This is a genomic window from Aeromonas sp. R2-4 (assembly GCF_040908365.1).
Classification (GTDB): Bacteria; Pseudomonadota; Gammaproteobacteria; order Enterobacterales; family Aeromonadaceae; genus Aeromonas; species Aeromonas veronii.
On the sequence record NZ_JBFODO010000002.1, the window covers coordinates 240,196 to 256,620 of the forward strand.

The window sequence follows — 16,425 nt, forward strand, 5'->3', positions numbered from 1 at the left end:
CCAATTTGTTAACTATGGTTGAGGGCGTTCAATTAATTTTCAAAAAATACCAGTCTGTTTAATTGGTTACGATTTTGTGGTGAATAAGTAAACAGGGTTTGGATTTTAATTAGTCGTTAAAACTTATATAGTGGGGAGCACCCTACGGGGTGTCCCGCAAGGACGATCGCCGCGAGCGTGGGCGAACCCCAAAAAAAGACCAAAGAGGAATTAGTCGTGCTTGAAACATACCGTAAACACGTCGCAGAACGTGCCGCCGAGGGCGTGGTTGCCAAACCTCTGGATGCAGAGCAGGTCGCCGCCCTGGTAACGCTTCTCAAGAACCCGCCCGCTGGCGAAGAAGACTTTCTGAAAGAGCTGTTGTCCTCCCGTATTCCCCCCGGTGTTGATGAAGCGGCCTATGTCAAAGCCGGTTTCCTCACCGCCGTCGCCAAGGGCGAAGCCCACTCTCCCATCCTGACTGCCGCCGAAGCCGTTGAACTGCTGGGCACCATGCAGGGTGGTTACAACATTCAACCGCTGATCGACCTGCTGGATCACGCCACCCTGGCGCCGCTTGCTGCCAAGGGTCTCTCCCACACCCTGCTGATGTTCGACTCCTTCCATGACGTGGAAGAGAAGGCCAAGGCGGGCAATGTCCACGCCAAACAGGTGATGCAATCCTGGGCTGATGCCGAGTGGTTCCTCTCCCGCCCGGAACTGGCCGAGAAGATCACCGTCACCGTGTTCAAGGTGACCGGCGAAACCAACACCGACGACCTCTCTCCGGCACCGGACGCCTGGTCCCGCCCGGACATTCCGCTGCACGCGCTGGCGATGCTGAAAAACGCCCGTCCCGGCATTACCCCGGACAAGGATGGCGCCGTCGGCCCCATCAAGACCATCGATGCCCTGAAAGAGAAAGGCTTCCCGCTGGCCTATGTGGGTGACGTGGTCGGTACCGGTTCTTCCCGCAAATCCGCCACCAACTCGGTGCTCTGGTTTATGGGCGACGACATTCCGTTCGTGCCGAACAAGCGTGCTGGCGGTGTCTGTCTGGGTGGCAAGATTGCCCCGATCTTCTTCAACACCATGGAAGATGCTGGCGCCCTGCCCATCGAAGTGGACGTCTCCAAGCTGGAAATGGGCGATGTGATCGACATCTACCCGTTTGCCGGCAAGATCTGCAAACACGGCACCGAACAGGTGCTGGCGCAGTTTGAACTGAAGACCGACGTGCTGATCGACGAAGTGCGCGCCGGTGGCCGTATCCCGCTGATCATCGGCCGCGGCTTGACTGACAAGGCCCGCGAAGCGCTGGGTCTGCCGTTCTCCACCGTGTTCCGTCGCCCGCAGCCGGTGGCCGATACCGGTAAAGGCTTCACCTTGGCCCAGAAGATGGTGGGCAAGGCGTGCGGCGTGAAGGGCATTCGCCCGGGCACTTACTGCGAGCCCAAGATGACCACGGTCGGCTCCCAGGACACCACGGGCCCGATGACCCGCGACGAGCTCAAAGATCTGGCCTGTCTCGGCTTCTCCGCCGATCTGACCATGCAGTCCTTCTGCCACACCGCGGCCTATCCGAAGCCCATCGACGTACAGACCCACCACACCCTGCCGGACTTCATCATGAACCGCGGCGGTGTGAGCTTGCGTCCGGGTGACGGCGTCATCCACTCTTGGCTGAACCGCATGCTGCTGCCGGATACCGTGGGTACCGGTGGTGACTCCCACACCCGTTTCCCCATCGGTATCTCCTTCCCGGCGGGCTCCGGTCTGGTGGCCTTCGCCGCCGCCACCGGCGTGATGCCGCTGGATATGCCGGAGTCCGTGCTGGTGCGCTTCAAGGGCGAATTGCAACCGGGCATCACCCTGCGTGATCTGGTTCATGCCATTCCCTACGCCGCCATCCAGAAAGGGCTGTTGACCGTCGAGAAAGCGGGCAAGAAGAACATCTTCTCCGGCCGCATCCTCGAGATCGAAGGTCTGCCGACCCTGAAGGTGGAGCAGGCGTTCGAACTGGCTGATGCCAGCGCCGAGCGTTCCGCTGCCGGTTGCACCATCAAGCTGGATAAAGAGCCGATCATCGAGTATCTGAAGTCCAACATCGTGATGCTGAAATGGATGCTCTCCGAAGGCTACGGCGACGTACGCACCATCACCCGTCGCATCAAGGGGATGGAAGAGTGGCTGGCCAACCCGACCCTGATGGAAGCGGACAAGGATGCCGAGTACGCCGAAATCATCGAGATCGATCTGGCCACCATCAAGGAGCCGATCCTGTGTGCGCCGAACGATCCGGACGATGCCCGTTTGCTGAGCGACGTGGCTGGCGACAAGATCGATGAGGTGTTCATCGGTTCCTGCATGACCAACATCGGTCACTTCCGTGCCGCCGGTAAACTGCTCGAGAAGTATCAGGGCGAGCTGCCGACCCGCATGTGGATCGCACCGCCCACCAAGATGGACAAGGATCAGCTGACCGAAGAGGGCTACTACGGCATCTTTGGTCGCGTCGGTGCCCGCATCGAGATCCCGGGTTGTTCCCTCTGCATGGGTAACCAGGCGCGGGTCGCGGAAGGGGCCTCGGTGGTCTCCACTTCCACCCGTAACTTCCCGAACCGTCTGGGTAAAGGTGCCAACGTCTATCTGGCCTCTGCGGAGCTGGCCGCTGTTGCCGCCATCCTCGGCAAGATCCCGACTGTGGCGGAGTACCTGCAGTATGCCAAGGCGCTGGATGCCACTGCGGCAGACACTTACCGCTACCTCAACTTCAACGAGATCGCCTCCTACACCAAGAAGGCTGATGCGGTGATCCTGCAGCAAGCCGTTTAACGGAGTTCTTGCTCGATTTGCGCGATAAGAAGCCAATAATGCCGCGTATTTACGCGGCATTATTTATTTGTGTGTTATTCACCGTCTTTTTTGAAGATTGTTTGCACGATCCTTGCTAGAGAGATCCAACCACCTGTTTGGTGGTTCGTTTTATAAACGCTTTGGGTTATGTTGTTCGGTTATGTGCGGTAATGATGAGGCATCGTTATCGAGGGAAAGTGGATATCTGTTCACTGGGTGCTTGCGTTGGCAGGCCTGACGAATTGCGGCGTGGTTCTTTATGTTTCTGTTCAGGATCGATCTCTCCCGAACCGGGTTACGCTTCGGCGGTGCCTTGCTGGTCTTTACCCTGCCGCTGCTGGTGGGAGCTTGGCTCATCCACAGCAATTATGTGCAGGAGCTGAAAGCGGAATCCAGCGCCTCGGCCCACAAGGCCAGAACCCTGATGGAGTCGATGCTGGATCATGCGGAGCAGGCCAATCGCTCCGTGCTGCCTCTGGTGAATGCTCCCTGTCGCGACAACCTGCTGGTGCTGCGCAAGAAGGTCGCCATTGAGCCCTTCCTGCGTTCGGTCAATCTGGTGCGAAACGGCATCATCAATTGCACTTCGCTGTTTGGTGGGGCCAATGATGCCGATGACGGCTCCATCTACACCGGCCGCAAGCTGTTGCTGATGAGTGGCAACCGGGTGCGGCAAAATCACCCGCTGCTGGTGGTGCGCACCGAGCAGGGCAAGGATGCCGCCTTGAGCGCCATCGACAGTACCCAGCTCAGTTTCATGCTCTCCATGAGCGGAAAATCCAGTGCGCTTTATCTGCAGGTGGGGTCGGCCTGGCTCAATGAGTCTGGCCGCTATCTGAGCGAGGCGCCCACCCTCCATCGCGGGATCAGCCAGGCCCTCACCTCATCCCATTATCCTTTCACCATCCATGCCGGTTATGCCATGCCGGTCTACTGGAAGTCGCTGTGGGCCGCGCGGCATGTGGCGCTGTCGTGGCTGGCGGTTTCCTCGCTTTTGCTGGCCTGGCTGGTGTGGTGGGTGCTGGGGCGTCCCGGCTCGCCAACAGATGAGTTGCGACGCGCCCTGCGGGCCAGGGAGTTTGTTCCCTATCTGCAGCCGCTGATTGCCAGCCACGACGGCAAGATGATGGGCGCCGAGGTGCTGATGCGCTGGGAGCATGTCAATGAAGGGGTGATCCGGCCCGATCTCTTTATCCCGCAAGCGGAGGAGTCGGGACTGATCGTCCCCATGACCACCCATATCATGAAGCAGGTGGCGACAAGGTTGAACCGCTCTCAGGAGCAGTTGCCCGATGGGTTTCATATCAGCTTCAACATCAGCGCCGCTCATTGCCACGATTTTGCTCTGCTGGCCGAGTGTCGCGCCTTTCTCGGCCACTTCGTCCCCGGCAAGGTGGTACTGGTGCTGGAGCTGACCGAGCGGGAGCTGTTGATGTCAGATCCCCAGACCCTCTCCCTGTTCCGCCAGCTGGACGAGATGGGGGTCAAACTTGCCATCGACGACTTTGGCACCGGCCACTCCAGCCTGGCTTACCTGCAGCAGTTCCATGTGGATTACCTCAAGATCGACAAATCCTTTATCGCCCGCATCGGTACCGAGTCGCTCTCGGAGCATATCGTGGATAACGTGATCGATCTGGCGACCCGGCTCGGTCTGGCGCTGGTGGCGGAAGGGGTGGAGAGTGAGCGTCAAGCTGACTACCTCAGGGCCAAAGGGGTCGATTATTTACAGGGATACCTGTTTGCCCGCCCCATGCCGCTGCGCCAGTTCTGCGAGGAGCTGCTGCCGGAAGAGGCACAAACCCGCCAACCAGATGGGGTGCGAGGCATCCCGAATGCGACCTGATCTATCGTTGACAGACGGGCGGCCACGCTCCCGTCTGGCAGGGTAGGGGAGTGCTCTCTCCCTATCCCCCCTCGAGTGCAGGGGCTTGTTTTTCATGCCTTGCGGCTCGCTTTTCGGTAGAATCGGCGCTCATTTTGACGTCAGTAAAAGATGAGGCGCGGTATGACGGTTCAGTTCCAGGCATTTCACAGCATCAAGGCGATCGGTAATCGGGAGGTGCTGTTCAACTGGTCGAGAACCAATCCCCTCGGGGCGCTGGATCAGGTGTGGCGCCCGAAAAGCCGCGACGAGTTGCAAATGCTGCTGCGGGAACACCCCGAGCGCAAGCTGCGCCTTATCGGCTCCGGCCTCTCCTTCGAACCCATCCATAGCGTCTATGCCGAGGGCAGTCAGGCACTGCTGGTGGACTTGTACCACCTGCGCGGCCAGCTGGCCAAAACTGCCGATACCGTGACCTATCAGGCGGGTACGCCGCTCGATACCGTCTATGCCGAGCTGATCGCCATGGAGCGGATGCTGCCCGCATCCCCCGGTGTCATCGGCATCCAGACCCTGGGCGGCGCCCTCAGCACCGGTACCCACGGTCAGGGGCTGCACCAGTCTGCCCTCTGCGATGCGGTGGAGGCGATGACGGTGATGCTGGCCAATGGCGACATCATCCGGGTGGATCGCACCGATCCGCGCTTCGGCGCCTTCGTGATGGGGATGGGCATGCTCGGCATCCTGCTCGACGTCACCCTGCGTACCGTACCGAACCGCATCATGCGCTGCACCAAGTTCACCACCGACTATCCCTTCCTGTTGGAACACAACGAGCGGCTCAACCGCGAGCACGGCTTTGTGAAGAGCTGGTGGTTTGCCTGGACCGGCGAGAGCCACATCTGGCTGGTGGATCCCGCTTCCGAGGAGGAGGTTGCCCGCTACCGCGCAGGCGGCAGCGAGCCGCTGCTGCTGGATGGCGATATCGACGCCCGCATGAACGCTGCTCTTAATGCCACTATCGACGCCACCATGCAGAAAATGGCGAAAGACACCAAGGATGAGGCGCTGGCTGGCGAGCACTTCGAGACGGTGCGCCGCTTCAAGGATGCCTCCGATCTGGTGGGCAACGTCTACCAGATCCTCTGCAAGGGGATCCCGGCGCCCCAGATCAACTGCGAGGTGGCGGTGCCGCTTAATCGCATGAACGAGGCACTGGAGACCCTGCAAGCGTGGCAGCAGGCCAACCCGGGCGTGCTGCACTACCCCTTTATCCTGCGTTGCACCGGCCCCTCCGAGGCCTGGCTTAGCGCCGCTTATGGCCAGCCGGTCTGCTGGATCGGTTTTCTGGTCTATCTGGCGGCGGACGGCACCTTCGTCAACGGCTCCATGGAGCAGATGCGCGAGCTGCAGCAACTGCTGGCGCCGCTTGGCGGCATTCCCCACTTCGGCAAGCATCTGGCGATGGATCTCTACGACTTCCCGGCCCTGCTGCCGCGCTGGAACGACTTTGTTGCGTTGAAAGCCGAGCTCGACCCCCACGGCCGCTTTGAAAACCGCTGGCTCAGCGACCTGTTTGCCAACCGGTAAGGATCTGACATGACCGATATGCAAGACACTCGAATTCCCGTGACCCTGCTGACCGGCTTTCTCGGTAGCGGCAAGACCACCTTGCTCAACCACTGGGTCAAGCAGCCAGAGCTCGGCGAGTGCGCCGTGCTGATCAACGAGTTCGGCTCAGTGGGGCTGGATCACCATCTGGTGCAACAGGTGGATGAGCAGGTGATGCTGCTCGACTCCGGCTGCATCTGCTGCTCGGTACAGGGCTCTCTGGTGGAGGCGTTGCAGGGGCTCTTTATGAAGGCCATCCAGCGCAAGATCAAACCGTTCAAGCGGCTGATTATCGAGACCACCGGTCTGGCAGATCCTGCACCCGTGCTATTTACCCTGCGCGAAGAGGGCTTTATCGCCCAGCGCTACCGCTTCGATGGCACCGTCACCGTGGTGGATGCCGGTCATATCGAGCAGCAGTTGGCGGCCCAGTATGAGGCGGTGAAACAGGTGGCGCTGGCGGATCTGCTGGTGGTGAGCAAAGGCGATCTGGTGGATGACGAGCAGCTAGCACGGGTCGAAGCCCAATTGGCGGCCCTCAATCCGGCGGCCCCGATCCAGCAGGTGACCCATGGCGAACTGTCGCCAGCGGTGCTGGAGAAGCTGGGCGCCTACAACGAAGCGGCGGGGCGCGATGTGCGCCAGCTGCTGGCCTGGCTGCGCACCGAATCCCCCAAGCAGGGGCTGGCGTCACCCATGCAGCCGAAGATGCAACCGTTCGCCGCCAAGGTGGGCACGGCTGCTCCCACCCACTTCGAGCACGGCAACATAGAGAGTTTCTCCCTGCGTATCGGCGAGCCGCTCAAGCCCTCCCGCCTGCTGGCCGCCATCGATGCGGTGCAGGCCCAATATGGCGATGCCCTGCTGCGGCTTAAGGGGATCTTGCAGCTGGAAGGGGAGAGCCAGCCGGTGGTGATCCACGGCGTCCACGGCCAGCTCTATCCGCTGCAGGCGCTGGGCGACTGGCCGGAGGGCAAGGCCCAGTCCCGACTGGTGTTTATCGTGAAAAGTCAGGACAAGGCCGGTATCGAGCAGCTCTTTATGGCGACCCTCAAGGCCCCCGAGCCCACTCTTGAAGAGCGGCTCAAAGCCATGCTGGGTCAGCCCGACAACTGATCTTGCGCGTTGCAGCTCTCCTGTACCGGGTCAGGGCGGCGGCGGTTGAACAACACAAAGGCCACCGGCACAAAGTAGAACGAGAGCAGGGTCGCCAGCGCTGTGCCACCGGCGATGGCGATGGCAAAGGGGGGCCAGAAGCCGCCGCCCCCCAGCAATAGCGGGATGAAGCCGCCCACCGTGGTGATGGTGGTCGAGACGATGTGGCGGCTGCAACCGGCCACCAAATCGCGGATCTGCGGCAAATTGCCCTGCTGTGCCAGCGGGTCTGCCTTCAGCTCAGCCAGAATGACGATGGCGGCGTTGATGGCCAGCCCCATCAGCCCCAGCAGGGCGATGATCACCGTAAACCCGAAGGGGTACCCCAGCAGCCAGACCCACAGCAGCCCGAGCCCCGCCGACTGGATCGCCACCAGGGTGACGATGCCTGCCAGCCGGAACGAGTTGAAGCTGAGCACCAGCACGGCCACCAGCAGCACGGCGACCAGGCTGACGTGCGCCATCAGATTGCCCACCGATTCATCCCGCTTGGCGGCTTCCCCGCCAAACTCCAGTCGATAGCCCGGCGGCAACGCCAGCGCCTTGGCGGCCAGCCTCTCTTTGACCTGCTCCAGCACGGTTTGCGGCAGTACGCCGACCGCCAGATAGGCCTCCAGCACATTGACCCGCTCCCCATCCCGACGGCTGATCTCCCCCCAGCTTGGCAGCAGCTCGGGAGTGGCCAGTGCCCGCAAGGTGAGATTGGCAGCCCCTTGCTGGCCGGTGCCGGTGAGCGATAGCGGCACATTGAGCAGCGCATCCGGATCCTGACGCAAGGGCTCGGCCAGTCGCACCCGAACCGGGATTGACTCGGTGCCTTCCAGCACAGTGCCGCCCAACCTGCCATCCAGTGCGCCAGCCAGCCGGGAGGCAACATCGGTCAGGCTCATGCCTGCCAGTCGGGCGGCCTCCTCATCGACCTGCAACCAGAGTTTGGGGGCCCCGGCCTGCAAGGTGGCGCGGGTCTGCACCACGGCCGGGGTATTGGCGAGCAGACTGCGCAGATCCTCTCCCAGACGGTGCAGCTGTTCAAGGTCGGGGCCAAACAGCCGCAGCTCGACCGGGGCATTGAAGGGCGGCCCCTGTTCCAGCTTGCGCACCAGGATCTGCGCTTCGGAAAATTTTGCATCGAGCCGCTGCTGCAGTTGTGGAATGAGCCGCTCGGCGGCATCGGCATCCTGCAGAGTGATCATCCCCTGGGCGTAATCGGCCCGCCCCTGTTTTCTGGGCACCAGGTTGTAGTAGAAGCTGGGGGCGTTGTCGCCCACCACCCAATCCTGGCGAACCAGCTCGGGGAGGCTGGCCAGCTCGGCGGAGATCCCCAGTGCCAGCTCGCGGGTGCGCGCCAGGCTCGCCTGTGGGGAGAGGCTGGCCTCGATGTGGATCATGTCCCGGTCGGCAGGGGGAAAGAACTGTTCGGTGAGGCGGCCCGCCACCCAGAAACCGAGCAGGGGCAGCAGACTGACCAGCAGCAGGGTACGCCAGGGGTGAGCCAGCGCCATGGCGATGCTCTGCTGGAAACGAGCGCTCACCCGGGGCAGGTGCAAGCCATCCTGATACCAGCGTCCCCCCTGATCACTGCCAATCCAGCGGGCTGCGAGGCCAGCCACCAGGGTGTGGGCGATGAGGTAGGATCCCAGCAGCGAACAGATCACCGCCCAAGCGATGCCGCCGACAAACTCGCCCGCCGGGCCCGGCATCAGAATGATCGGCATAAAGGCGAGCATGGTGGTGAGGGTGGAGCCCAGCAGTGGCAGCCAGAGGTGGCCGATGGCTTCCAGTGCGGCGGCACTCATGGCCATGCCGTGACGGCGCTGATACTGCACCCGATCCGCCATGACGATGGCGTTGTCCACCATGATCCCGAGCGCCACCACCAGACCGGTGACCGACATCTGGTGAATGGGCAGATTGATCAGGTTCATGCAGGCGAAAGAGAACGCCACGGTAAGCGGCAGCGACAGGGCCACGATAATGGCGGCCTTGACTCCCAAGGTCACCAGCAGCACTGCCACTATGATGAGGAAACCCTGCACAATGTTGATGAGCAGGGTGTCGAGCCGCTGATCGGTATAACGTTGCTGATCGAAGCTGGTGACGAGGCCGATATTATCCGGCAAGTCCTGCTGCAGCTGGGCCAGCATGGTGTCGACCCGTGCCGACCAGAGGTCGATGCGGTGATCCTGTGCCATGCGCAGGCCGACCACCACGGCCCGCTCACCATTGGCAAAGGCCAGCTGACTCTCCGGCTGGTGCAGGGTACGTCTTACCTCGGCCAGATCGCCAAGGCGCAGGGTCTGGCCCTGCTCGCCGGTACGCAGCGGGATCTGGCGGATCCGCTCCAGGGTATCGAGGGCGCCACGGATCTCCACCTGAAAGCGATTGTGGTTGCCCTGCAACTCCCCGGCGGCCACTTTGGCATCGGCACCGCTCAGCGCCTGGGCAAGCTGTTCGCCACTCATGCCGCTGGCACTGAGGGCGAGGGGATCGAACCGCACCTCGATCTCCTCCTGTGGTGCCCCGACCCGCTCGACGTATTCGGTACCCGGCAGCTGGCGAGCCCGGCGTTCCAGCTCGGCGCTGTAGCGGGCGAGGCGATCCAGCTGCGGCTGGCCCGGCCCGCGCCAGACCACATTGACCAGCCGGGTGAAGGGGTAGCCCTTCTCGTCATCCAGCTTGGGGGCACTGGCGCCGGCTGGCAGCCCGGCGGCAAGATCTGCCAGCCGGTCACGGACTCTGGACCAGACGGGCTCGACATCGCTGACCTCATCCTTGAGCTCCAGATTGATGATGGAGAGGCCGGGGCGAGAGCTCGACTCGATCAGCTTGATCTCGCTCTGGGCCCGCAGCCGGTTCTCGATGGGCTCGCTCACCAGCGCCTCCACCCGCTCGGCGCTGGCCCCGGGGAAGTGGGTAACTACGCTGGCAAAACGGCTGGTGAGCTGGGGATCTTCGGTTCTGGGCAGGCTCTGCAATGCCGCAAGGGCGGCCGTCAGCAGCAGCGCGACCGTCAACAGCAGCAGGCGGCCATTCTCGATAAACGGGCGGATCATGACTGTGGCTCCGGATGCGCCGCCTGATGATCCACGCTGGTTGTCAGGGTGACCTGCTGGCCCGGCACCAGTTTATGCAGGCCATCGGTCACCAGCTGTTCCTGTCCGTTCAGGGCACCACTGATCCAGGCCCGCTCGCCATCTTGCTGCAGCAGGGTGACGTCCCGACTGACCACTCGGGGTGGCGTTTCGTCGTTGAGCAGGTAGAGGGTCCAGCTGCCGCGCAATCCCTGGGTCAGTGCGGTGAGCGGCACTTCGTAAGCGCGGGTGGGCTCGCGGGTCTGATGCAGCAGGGTGATCAGTTGCCCCTCTGCCAGTTGTTCGCCGCCCCGGATCAGCTGGAAGCGGGCGGTGCGGGTGTGGGTCTGCCCGTCCACTTGTACCCCCAGATTAAGCAGGCGACCCTCCAGTGATTGCGCACCGCTTTGCAGGGGGTAGCGTTGGCCGACGATCAGGGTCTCGGCCTGTTTCACCGGCACGCCGATATCGGCCTCCCACTGGCCGCTGCGGGTCAGGGAGAAGAGAGGCTGGCCTGCAGCCACCACGGCCCCCAATGCCTGCTCGCGGCTGACTACGATCCCGTTGAAGGGGGCGCGCAGCTGTGATTTCTCCTGTTTGACCCGGTTGGCTTCGAGGGCGGCGGCCAGCTGGTTGGCGCTTGCCTCCAGCATGCGGACTTTGCTCTGCTGTTCATCCAGCGCCTGACGGGAGCTGAACTGCTGCTGGCGCAGGGCTGTGAGCCGTTCTAGCGTCTGCCGGGCAAGGGTCAGCTCGGCCTCGTTCTGGGCGGCCCGGGCGGCCAGCTCTTTGGCTTCCACTGCCAGCAGCCGGGTATCCAGTGTGGCGAGCAGTTCGCCAGCCACGACCGGCTCTCCGCGTCCCTTGTGCAGAGTGGCGATCCGCCCTGCCAGCTCGAAGCCTATCTGGCTGTGCTCGGGGGCGATCACCCGGCCATTGAAGCGGTGCAGCACCGGGTAGTGATCGCTGGCTTGCAGCGGCTGGGCGATCACCCGGGTCAGGGCGGGTGTTTCTTCTGACTCTGTGACCGGGCTGCAGCCACTCAGTAACAGCGCCAGCAGGATTAAGCAAAGTGTCATGACATCATCCTCTGGTTGACATAACATCAAATCACACCGGTGAGTCTAGTTTTTCGAAACTAGACTGTCCAGTTTGATTGTGGAGGAAAAATGAACATTTCACCCCGTAGTCAGCAGAAGCGGGCTGCGATCCTCGATGCTGCAGGACGGCTCTTTTGTCAGCACGGTCTGCATCTGGTCAGCATGGACATGGTGGCCAGTGAAGCGGGCGTCTCCAAGCAGACGGTCTACAGCCATTTTGCCAACAAGGAGTCGCTGTTTGCCGAAGCGGTGGGCAGCAAGTGCGTCAGCAGCGAGCTGATGCCGGAGGTATTGTTGCGTGGCAACAATGTGCGGGAGAGCCTGATTGCCTTTGGTCGCAGCTTTCGCAAGTTGATCCTGAGCGATGATGCCATCAATATCTTTCGCACCTGCATCAGCTGCAACGATGCCCAGCTGGCCACCCTTTTTTTCGAGGCGGGCCCGCTCTACGTGACCGAGATGCTGTCCAACTGGCTGGAGCAGCAGAAGCAGCAAGGCCTGCTGTGCCATCAAGACAGCGAACAGGCCGCCTTGCAGCTGTTGCTGATGTGGCAGGGTAAGGAGCGCATGCTCCGTGAGCTGGGTTTGCCGTTGACCCAGAGCGCTGCCGAGCAGGATGCCTGGACCCTGAGTTGTGTCGATCTCTTCCTGACCGCCGCCGCTCCCCCGCAAAAATAATGGAGGTGGCAATGAGCCACACAGTGACAGATGCCCAGCGCAAGTGGCTGCCCCTGCTGGCGGCGGTCGGTTTCTTTATGCAAGCGCTGGATGGCACCATTCTCAACACAGCCCTGCCCAGCATGGCCGAGACCTTGGGAGAGAGCCCGCTGCAGATGCAGTCGGTGATCATTGCCTACATGTTGACGGTGGCGTTGCTGATCCCGGCTTCCGGCTGGCTGGCTGACAGATTCGGCACCCGCCGTATCTATCTGGCCGCCATCTCGCTCTTTACCCTCGGCTCGCTCGCCTGTGCCGCCTCCAATTCGCTCTCCATGCTGGTGGCCGCCCGGGTGCTTCAGGGGATTGGCGGTGCGCTGCTGATGCCGGTAGGACGGTTGGCGGTGCTGCGGGTCTATGACAAGCACGAGCTGCTGCGGGTGATGTCGTTTGTCACCATTCCGGGGCTGCTCGGCCCGTTGATGGGGCCGGCGCTCGGTGGCTGGCTGGTGGAAGTGGCGAGCTGGCACTGGGTATTTCTCATCAACCTGCCGGTGGGGCTGCTCGGCTTTATCGCCAGCTGGCACTTTATGCCGGAGCTGCGGCAGCAGACCGCCCGGTTCGACTGGCAGGGCTTTGTAATGTTCAGCGTCGGCATGGTGCTGGTGTCGGTCGGCTTGCAGGGGCTGGGGGAGCACAGCATCTCCACCGGTTGGGCGCTGTTTGCACTGATCTTCGGCTTGGCGGCGATGGCGAGCTACTGGCTCTATGCCGCCAATGCACCGCAGCCGCTCTTTAGCCTGAACCTGTTCAAGACCACCACCTTTGCCATCGGCATCTGGGGCAACCTGTTTGCCCGCCTCGGCAGCGGCGCCATGCCCTTCCTCACCCCGCTGTTTCTGCAGCTGGGGCTCGGTTTCTCGCCGAGCAAGGCGGGGATGACCATGATCCCCACCGTGATTGGCGCCATGCTGACCAAGACGCTGGTGAACAAGCTTATTCCGACGGTGGGCTATCGCCGCATTTTGATCGGCAACACTCTGCTGCTGGGGGCGATGATCGCCAGCTTCTACTTTATCGACAACCAGCTCCCCTACGGGGTCTTGCTGGGGTGGCTGGCGATCTTCGGTGCCATCAACTCGCTGCAGTTCTCCGCCATGAACACTCTCACGCTGCAAGATCTCAGCCCGACCCTAGCCAGCAGTGGCAACGGCCTGCTCTCGGTGGTGATGCAGCTCTCCATGAGCTTGGGGGTGGCGATTGCCGCCAGCCTGCTCGGGCTCTTCTCGGCGGGTACCTCAGCGGCCAACGGCCAGTGGCTGGCCGGGTTCCATCTTACCTACCTCTGTGTCGGGCTGCTCTCCATGCTGGCGGCGCTGATCTTCGCCCAGCTGGCGCGTGATGGGGCTACGCCGTCGGTGCGGGCAGATAGCTGACCTCGCAGGGGAGCTGCGCCAACACTTCGGCCAGATGCTCGGTCGCCAGCAGAAAGGTCTGCTCCGGGTGGCCCGGAGTCCAGGTGAAGGCGGTGTGGTTGAGCAGTTGCGGATCCACCAGTAGCGGAATATCGGCGCGGGGCAGGAAGGGGCAGACCGCCCCCGGCAGGCAGCCAATCTCCGCCTGCATCTCTTCGGCGGTGCAGATGGAGGGCTTGGCACCGAGTGCGGCCTTGACCGCCTTGTTGTCGAGCCGTCCGTCCCTGTGGGTCAGCAGCAGGGCGAAGCGGCCATCCTTGAACTTGAGAAACAGGGTCTTGCTGAACTCCGCCTGCCAGCCGAGGCGGGCCTTGACCTTTTCATCGGTGGCGTAGTCGAGGATGGGCTCGTGCTCATAGCGCTGGTGGGGCAGTTCGGCCAGTAGCTGGCAGTTGAAATGGTGAATGGTATCGAGTGGCATGGGGTTCTCCTGTAGTGGGCGCTATCCTGCCAGCCTCGCAGGGTCAGGCCCAATGACACTTTCTTATCCGTGATAAGCAACCCTGTCCGTGCAAACAACAAGGGCGCCGTGAGGCGCCCTTGTGGATCAGTGATGCTGCAATTCGCACGCTTCCCAGTGAAAGGGAATGGGGCACAGCTGCTGGGAGGCCTTGTCATAGGCTTGCCACAGCTCGCCCATGGTGCGGCCATCGACGGGGTGGCGCAGTTTGGGGGCCAGCTCGGCCAGCGGCCACAGCACGAAGGCGTTGGTGAGCACTTCACCGCGCGGCAGCACCAGCGGGGTGTCGCAGACCAGATCGCCATAGAGCAGCAGGTCGAGATCCAGGGTGCGCGGGGCGAACTTCTTGGCATCAGGCTCGCGGCCGTGGGCGAACTCCATGGCCCGCAGTCGCTGGCAGACGGTGGGCAGCGGCAGATCGGTCTCGGCAGCCGCCACCAGGTTGTAGAAGGGGCGGCCGTTGAAGCCGACCGCTTCGCTCTCGAATACCCGGGAGACCCGCAGCTCGCCAAATTCGGCGTGCAGGGCATCGAGTCCGGCGCGGATATGGCGATCCCGCTCGATGTTGGAGCCGAGGCTGATATAGATGGTGGTCATCAGTTGCTGCTCGCGGCTGGCGTGCGATGACGCAGGATCTCGACGCCGACCCCGGCGGCATTGGGCACTGCGCCCGGCTTGGTGAGGGTCACCTTGACCCACTGTACCCGCTCGTCGGTCAGAACCAGCATGGCGACCTGCTCGGCCATGGTCTCGACCAGCTCGACCACCTTGCCGCTGACATGCTCGCAAATCTTGTTGGAGAGGTCGGCATAATCCAGTGCCAGATTGATGTCGTCGGTTGCTGCCGCGGGGCGGTTGTCGAACCCCATCTCGAGGTCAAAACGGAGCTTTTGGCGAATGCCCTTCTCCCACTCATATACACCTATGGTGGTCAAAACTTCGAGTCCGCGAATAAACACCTTGTCCATGACTGTACTTCTTCTTTACTCTTGATGGGCTGTGATGACAGCGCAGGGATGCTGGCCGGGCAACAGGCTTGCCGAGGCGCTCTGGGTGGGCATGGGCCCATGCCAGCGTATGTGGCCCGCATCATACCCCATTCATATCGTGGTAAAAACGACCAAGATGACGGCCCTGACGATTTTGATGATTATTCTGGCCTACCTGGGTGGTTCACTATCCAGTGCTGTGCTGGTCTCCCGCTGCACAGGTCTGCCCGACCCGCGGGATCATGGCTCCCACAATCCGGGGGCAACCAATGTGCTGCGCCTCGGTGGCCGGATGGCGGCGCTGGTGGTGCTGCTGCTCGATGTGCTCAAGGGGACTGTGCCTGTCTATCTCGCCTGGTATCTGCAGATCAAACCCGTCTACCTCGGCTTTATCGGGGTCGCCGCCTGCCTCGGGCATATGTACCCCATCTTCTTTCATTTTCGTGGTGGCAAAGGAGTCGCCACCGCTCTTGGCACCATGATGCCCATCGGTTTCACCATGGGGGGCGCCGTGATTGGCACCTGGCTGCTGGTGCTGCTGGTGAGCGGCTACTCCTCGCTGGCCTCCATCATTACTGTGCTGCTGACGCCGCTCTTTACCTACCTGCTCAAACCCGAATATACCCTGCCGGTCTCCCTGCTCTCCTGCCTCATCCTGATCCGCCATCACGAGAACATCTCCCGCCTGCTCAAGGGGGAGGAACCCAGAGTCTGGGGGCGAAAAGGCGCGGCCTGTGCCGAAGAAGTGGCAGAAATGGACGATGTTGCGCAAAAAAGAGACGAACGAGACAAAAAGTGAAATTTCCCGTTGACCATCCGCCTTAAAATCCGTTTAATAGCGCCCACGCCCAGATAGCTCAGTCGGTAGAGCAGGGGATTGAAAATCCCCGTGTCGGCGGTTCGATTCCGTCTCTGGGCACCAATTTTGGTGCCATGAAATAAAAAATTTGTTCATGCACAATGGTTTAAAGTGTGCCGGCTTAGCTCAGTAGGTAGAGCAACTGACTTGTAATCAGTAGGTCACCAGTTCGATTCCGGTAGCCGGCACCATTTGCCCAGATAGCTCAGTCGGTAGAGCAGGGGATTGAAAATCCCCGTGTCGGCGGTTCGATTCCGTCTCTGGGCACCAATTACAATTCCTCCTTAGTTCAGTCGGTAGAACGGCGGACTGTTAATCCGTATGTCACTGGTTCAAGTCCAGTAGGAGGAGCCAATTCAAAAAGCCCTTGTCGCAAGACAAGGGCTTT

12 protein-coding genes and 4 tRNA genes are annotated in these 16,425 nt (G+C 61.8%); 11 read left to right on the forward strand and 5 right to left on the reverse strand.

The annotated features are described in order from the left end of the window. The first annotated feature begins 216 nt into the window (after window positions 1-216). From acnB to AB5Z05_RS01415, 4 genes are all read left to right on the forward strand, one after another. A complete protein-coding gene (gene acnB / locus AB5Z05_RS01400; protein WP_106843559.1) occupies window positions 217-2,814 on the forward strand; it encodes a bifunctional aconitate hydratase 2/2-methylisocitrate dehydratase in 2,598 nt (865 codons plus the stop codon). Between the two features lie 280 nt (window positions 2,815-3,094). Further along, the gene (locus AB5Z05_RS01405; protein WP_368149925.1) at window positions 3,095-4,681 is read left to right on the forward strand and encodes an EAL domain-containing protein; all 1,587 of its coding nucleotides are present in this window, start codon (window positions 3,095-3,097) and stop codon (window positions 4,679-4,681) included. A 162-nt stretch (window positions 4,682-4,843) separates the two neighbouring features. Beyond that, window positions 4,844-6,250 (forward strand): D-arabinono-1,4-lactone oxidase, encoded by a 1,407-nt coding sequence (locus tag AB5Z05_RS01410; protein ID WP_368149926.1) that lies wholly within the window; start codon window positions 4,844-4,846, stop codon window positions 6,248-6,250. Between the two features lie 9 nt (window positions 6,251-6,259). Then, on the forward strand, window positions 6,260-7,387 hold the full coding sequence (locus AB5Z05_RS01415) for a GTP-binding protein (RefSeq protein ID WP_368149927.1): 1,128 nt from the start codon (window positions 6,260-6,262) through the stop codon (window positions 7,385-7,387). On the opposite strand, the gene AB5Z05_RS01420 is transcribed toward AB5Z05_RS01415, so the two are convergent. Both AB5Z05_RS01420 and AB5Z05_RS01425 read right to left on the reverse strand, forming a co-directional pair. Beyond that, complete coding sequence (locus tag AB5Z05_RS01420) at window positions 7,372-10,479, reverse strand: efflux RND transporter permease subunit (RefSeq protein ID WP_368149928.1); 3,108 nt, start codon at window positions 10,477-10,479, stop codon at window positions 7,372-7,374. The genes AB5Z05_RS01415 and AB5Z05_RS01420 overlap by 16 nt on opposite strands. Then, a complete protein-coding gene (locus AB5Z05_RS01425; protein WP_368149929.1) occupies window positions 10,476-11,576 on the reverse strand; it encodes an efflux RND transporter periplasmic adaptor subunit in 1,101 nt (366 codons plus the stop codon). The genes AB5Z05_RS01420 and AB5Z05_RS01425 overlap by 4 nt, the downstream gene beginning before the upstream one ends. 90 nt (window positions 11,577-11,666) lie before the next feature. On the opposite strand from AB5Z05_RS01425, the gene AB5Z05_RS01430 reads away from it, so the two are divergent. Both AB5Z05_RS01430 and mdtD read left to right on the forward strand, forming a co-directional pair. Continuing rightward, window positions 11,667-12,275 carry a TetR/AcrR family transcriptional regulator gene (locus tag AB5Z05_RS01430; RefSeq protein WP_005355070.1) on the forward strand — a complete coding sequence of 203 codons (609 nt, stop codon included), beginning with the start codon at window positions 11,667-11,669 and terminating at the stop codon, window positions 12,273-12,275. A gap of 11 nt (window positions 12,276-12,286) precedes the next feature. Then, entirely contained in the window at window positions 12,287-13,690 is a 1,404-nt protein-coding gene (gene mdtD / locus AB5Z05_RS01435) for a multidrug transporter subunit MdtD (RefSeq protein WP_368149930.1), read from the forward strand. Here the strand turns inward: mdtD and AB5Z05_RS01440 are convergent. From AB5Z05_RS01440 to folB, 3 genes are all read right to left on the reverse strand, one after another. Then, the gene (locus AB5Z05_RS01440) at window positions 13,662-14,150 is read right to left on the reverse strand and encodes a YbaK/EbsC family protein (RefSeq protein WP_005336108.1); all 489 of its coding nucleotides are present in this window, start codon (window positions 14,148-14,150) and stop codon (window positions 13,662-13,664) included. The genes mdtD and AB5Z05_RS01440 overlap by 29 nt on opposite strands. A 126-nt stretch (window positions 14,151-14,276) precedes the next feature. Further along, entirely contained in the window at window positions 14,277-14,786 is a 510-nt protein-coding gene (folK, locus tag AB5Z05_RS01445) for a 2-amino-4-hydroxy-6-hydroxymethyldihydropteridine diphosphokinase (RefSeq protein ID WP_368149931.1), read from the reverse strand. After that, window positions 14,786-15,157 (reverse strand): dihydroneopterin aldolase, encoded by a 372-nt coding sequence (folB, locus tag AB5Z05_RS01450; protein WP_040068960.1) that lies wholly within the window; start codon window positions 15,155-15,157, stop codon window positions 14,786-14,788. Before folB ends, folK begins: the two co-directional genes overlap by 1 nt. 157 nt (window positions 15,158-15,314) lie before the next feature. Between folB and plsY the strand changes: the two genes are divergently transcribed. The 5 genes from plsY (at window position 15,315) to AB5Z05_RS01475 (ending at window position 16,391) form a co-directional block, all read left to right on the forward strand. After that, window positions 15,315-15,977, forward strand: a complete 663-nt coding sequence (plsY, locus tag AB5Z05_RS01455; protein ID WP_042053596.1) for a glycerol-3-phosphate 1-O-acyltransferase PlsY — start codon at window positions 15,315-15,317, stop codon at window positions 15,975-15,977. Window positions 15,978-16,024: 47 nt separating this feature from the next. Then, window positions 16,025-16,100: transfer RNA gene (locus tag AB5Z05_RS01460), tRNA-Phe, on the forward strand. Between the two features lie 52 nt (window positions 16,101-16,152). Continuing rightward, window positions 16,153-16,228: transfer RNA gene (locus AB5Z05_RS01465), tRNA-Thr, on the forward strand. Window positions 16,229-16,231: 3 nt separating this feature from the next. Next, window positions 16,232-16,307 (forward strand) — tRNA-Phe (locus tag AB5Z05_RS01470). A gap of 8 nt (window positions 16,308-16,315) precedes the next feature. After that, window positions 16,316-16,391: transfer RNA gene (locus tag AB5Z05_RS01475), tRNA-Asn, on the forward strand. Window positions 16,392-16,425 lie beyond the last annotated feature (34 nt).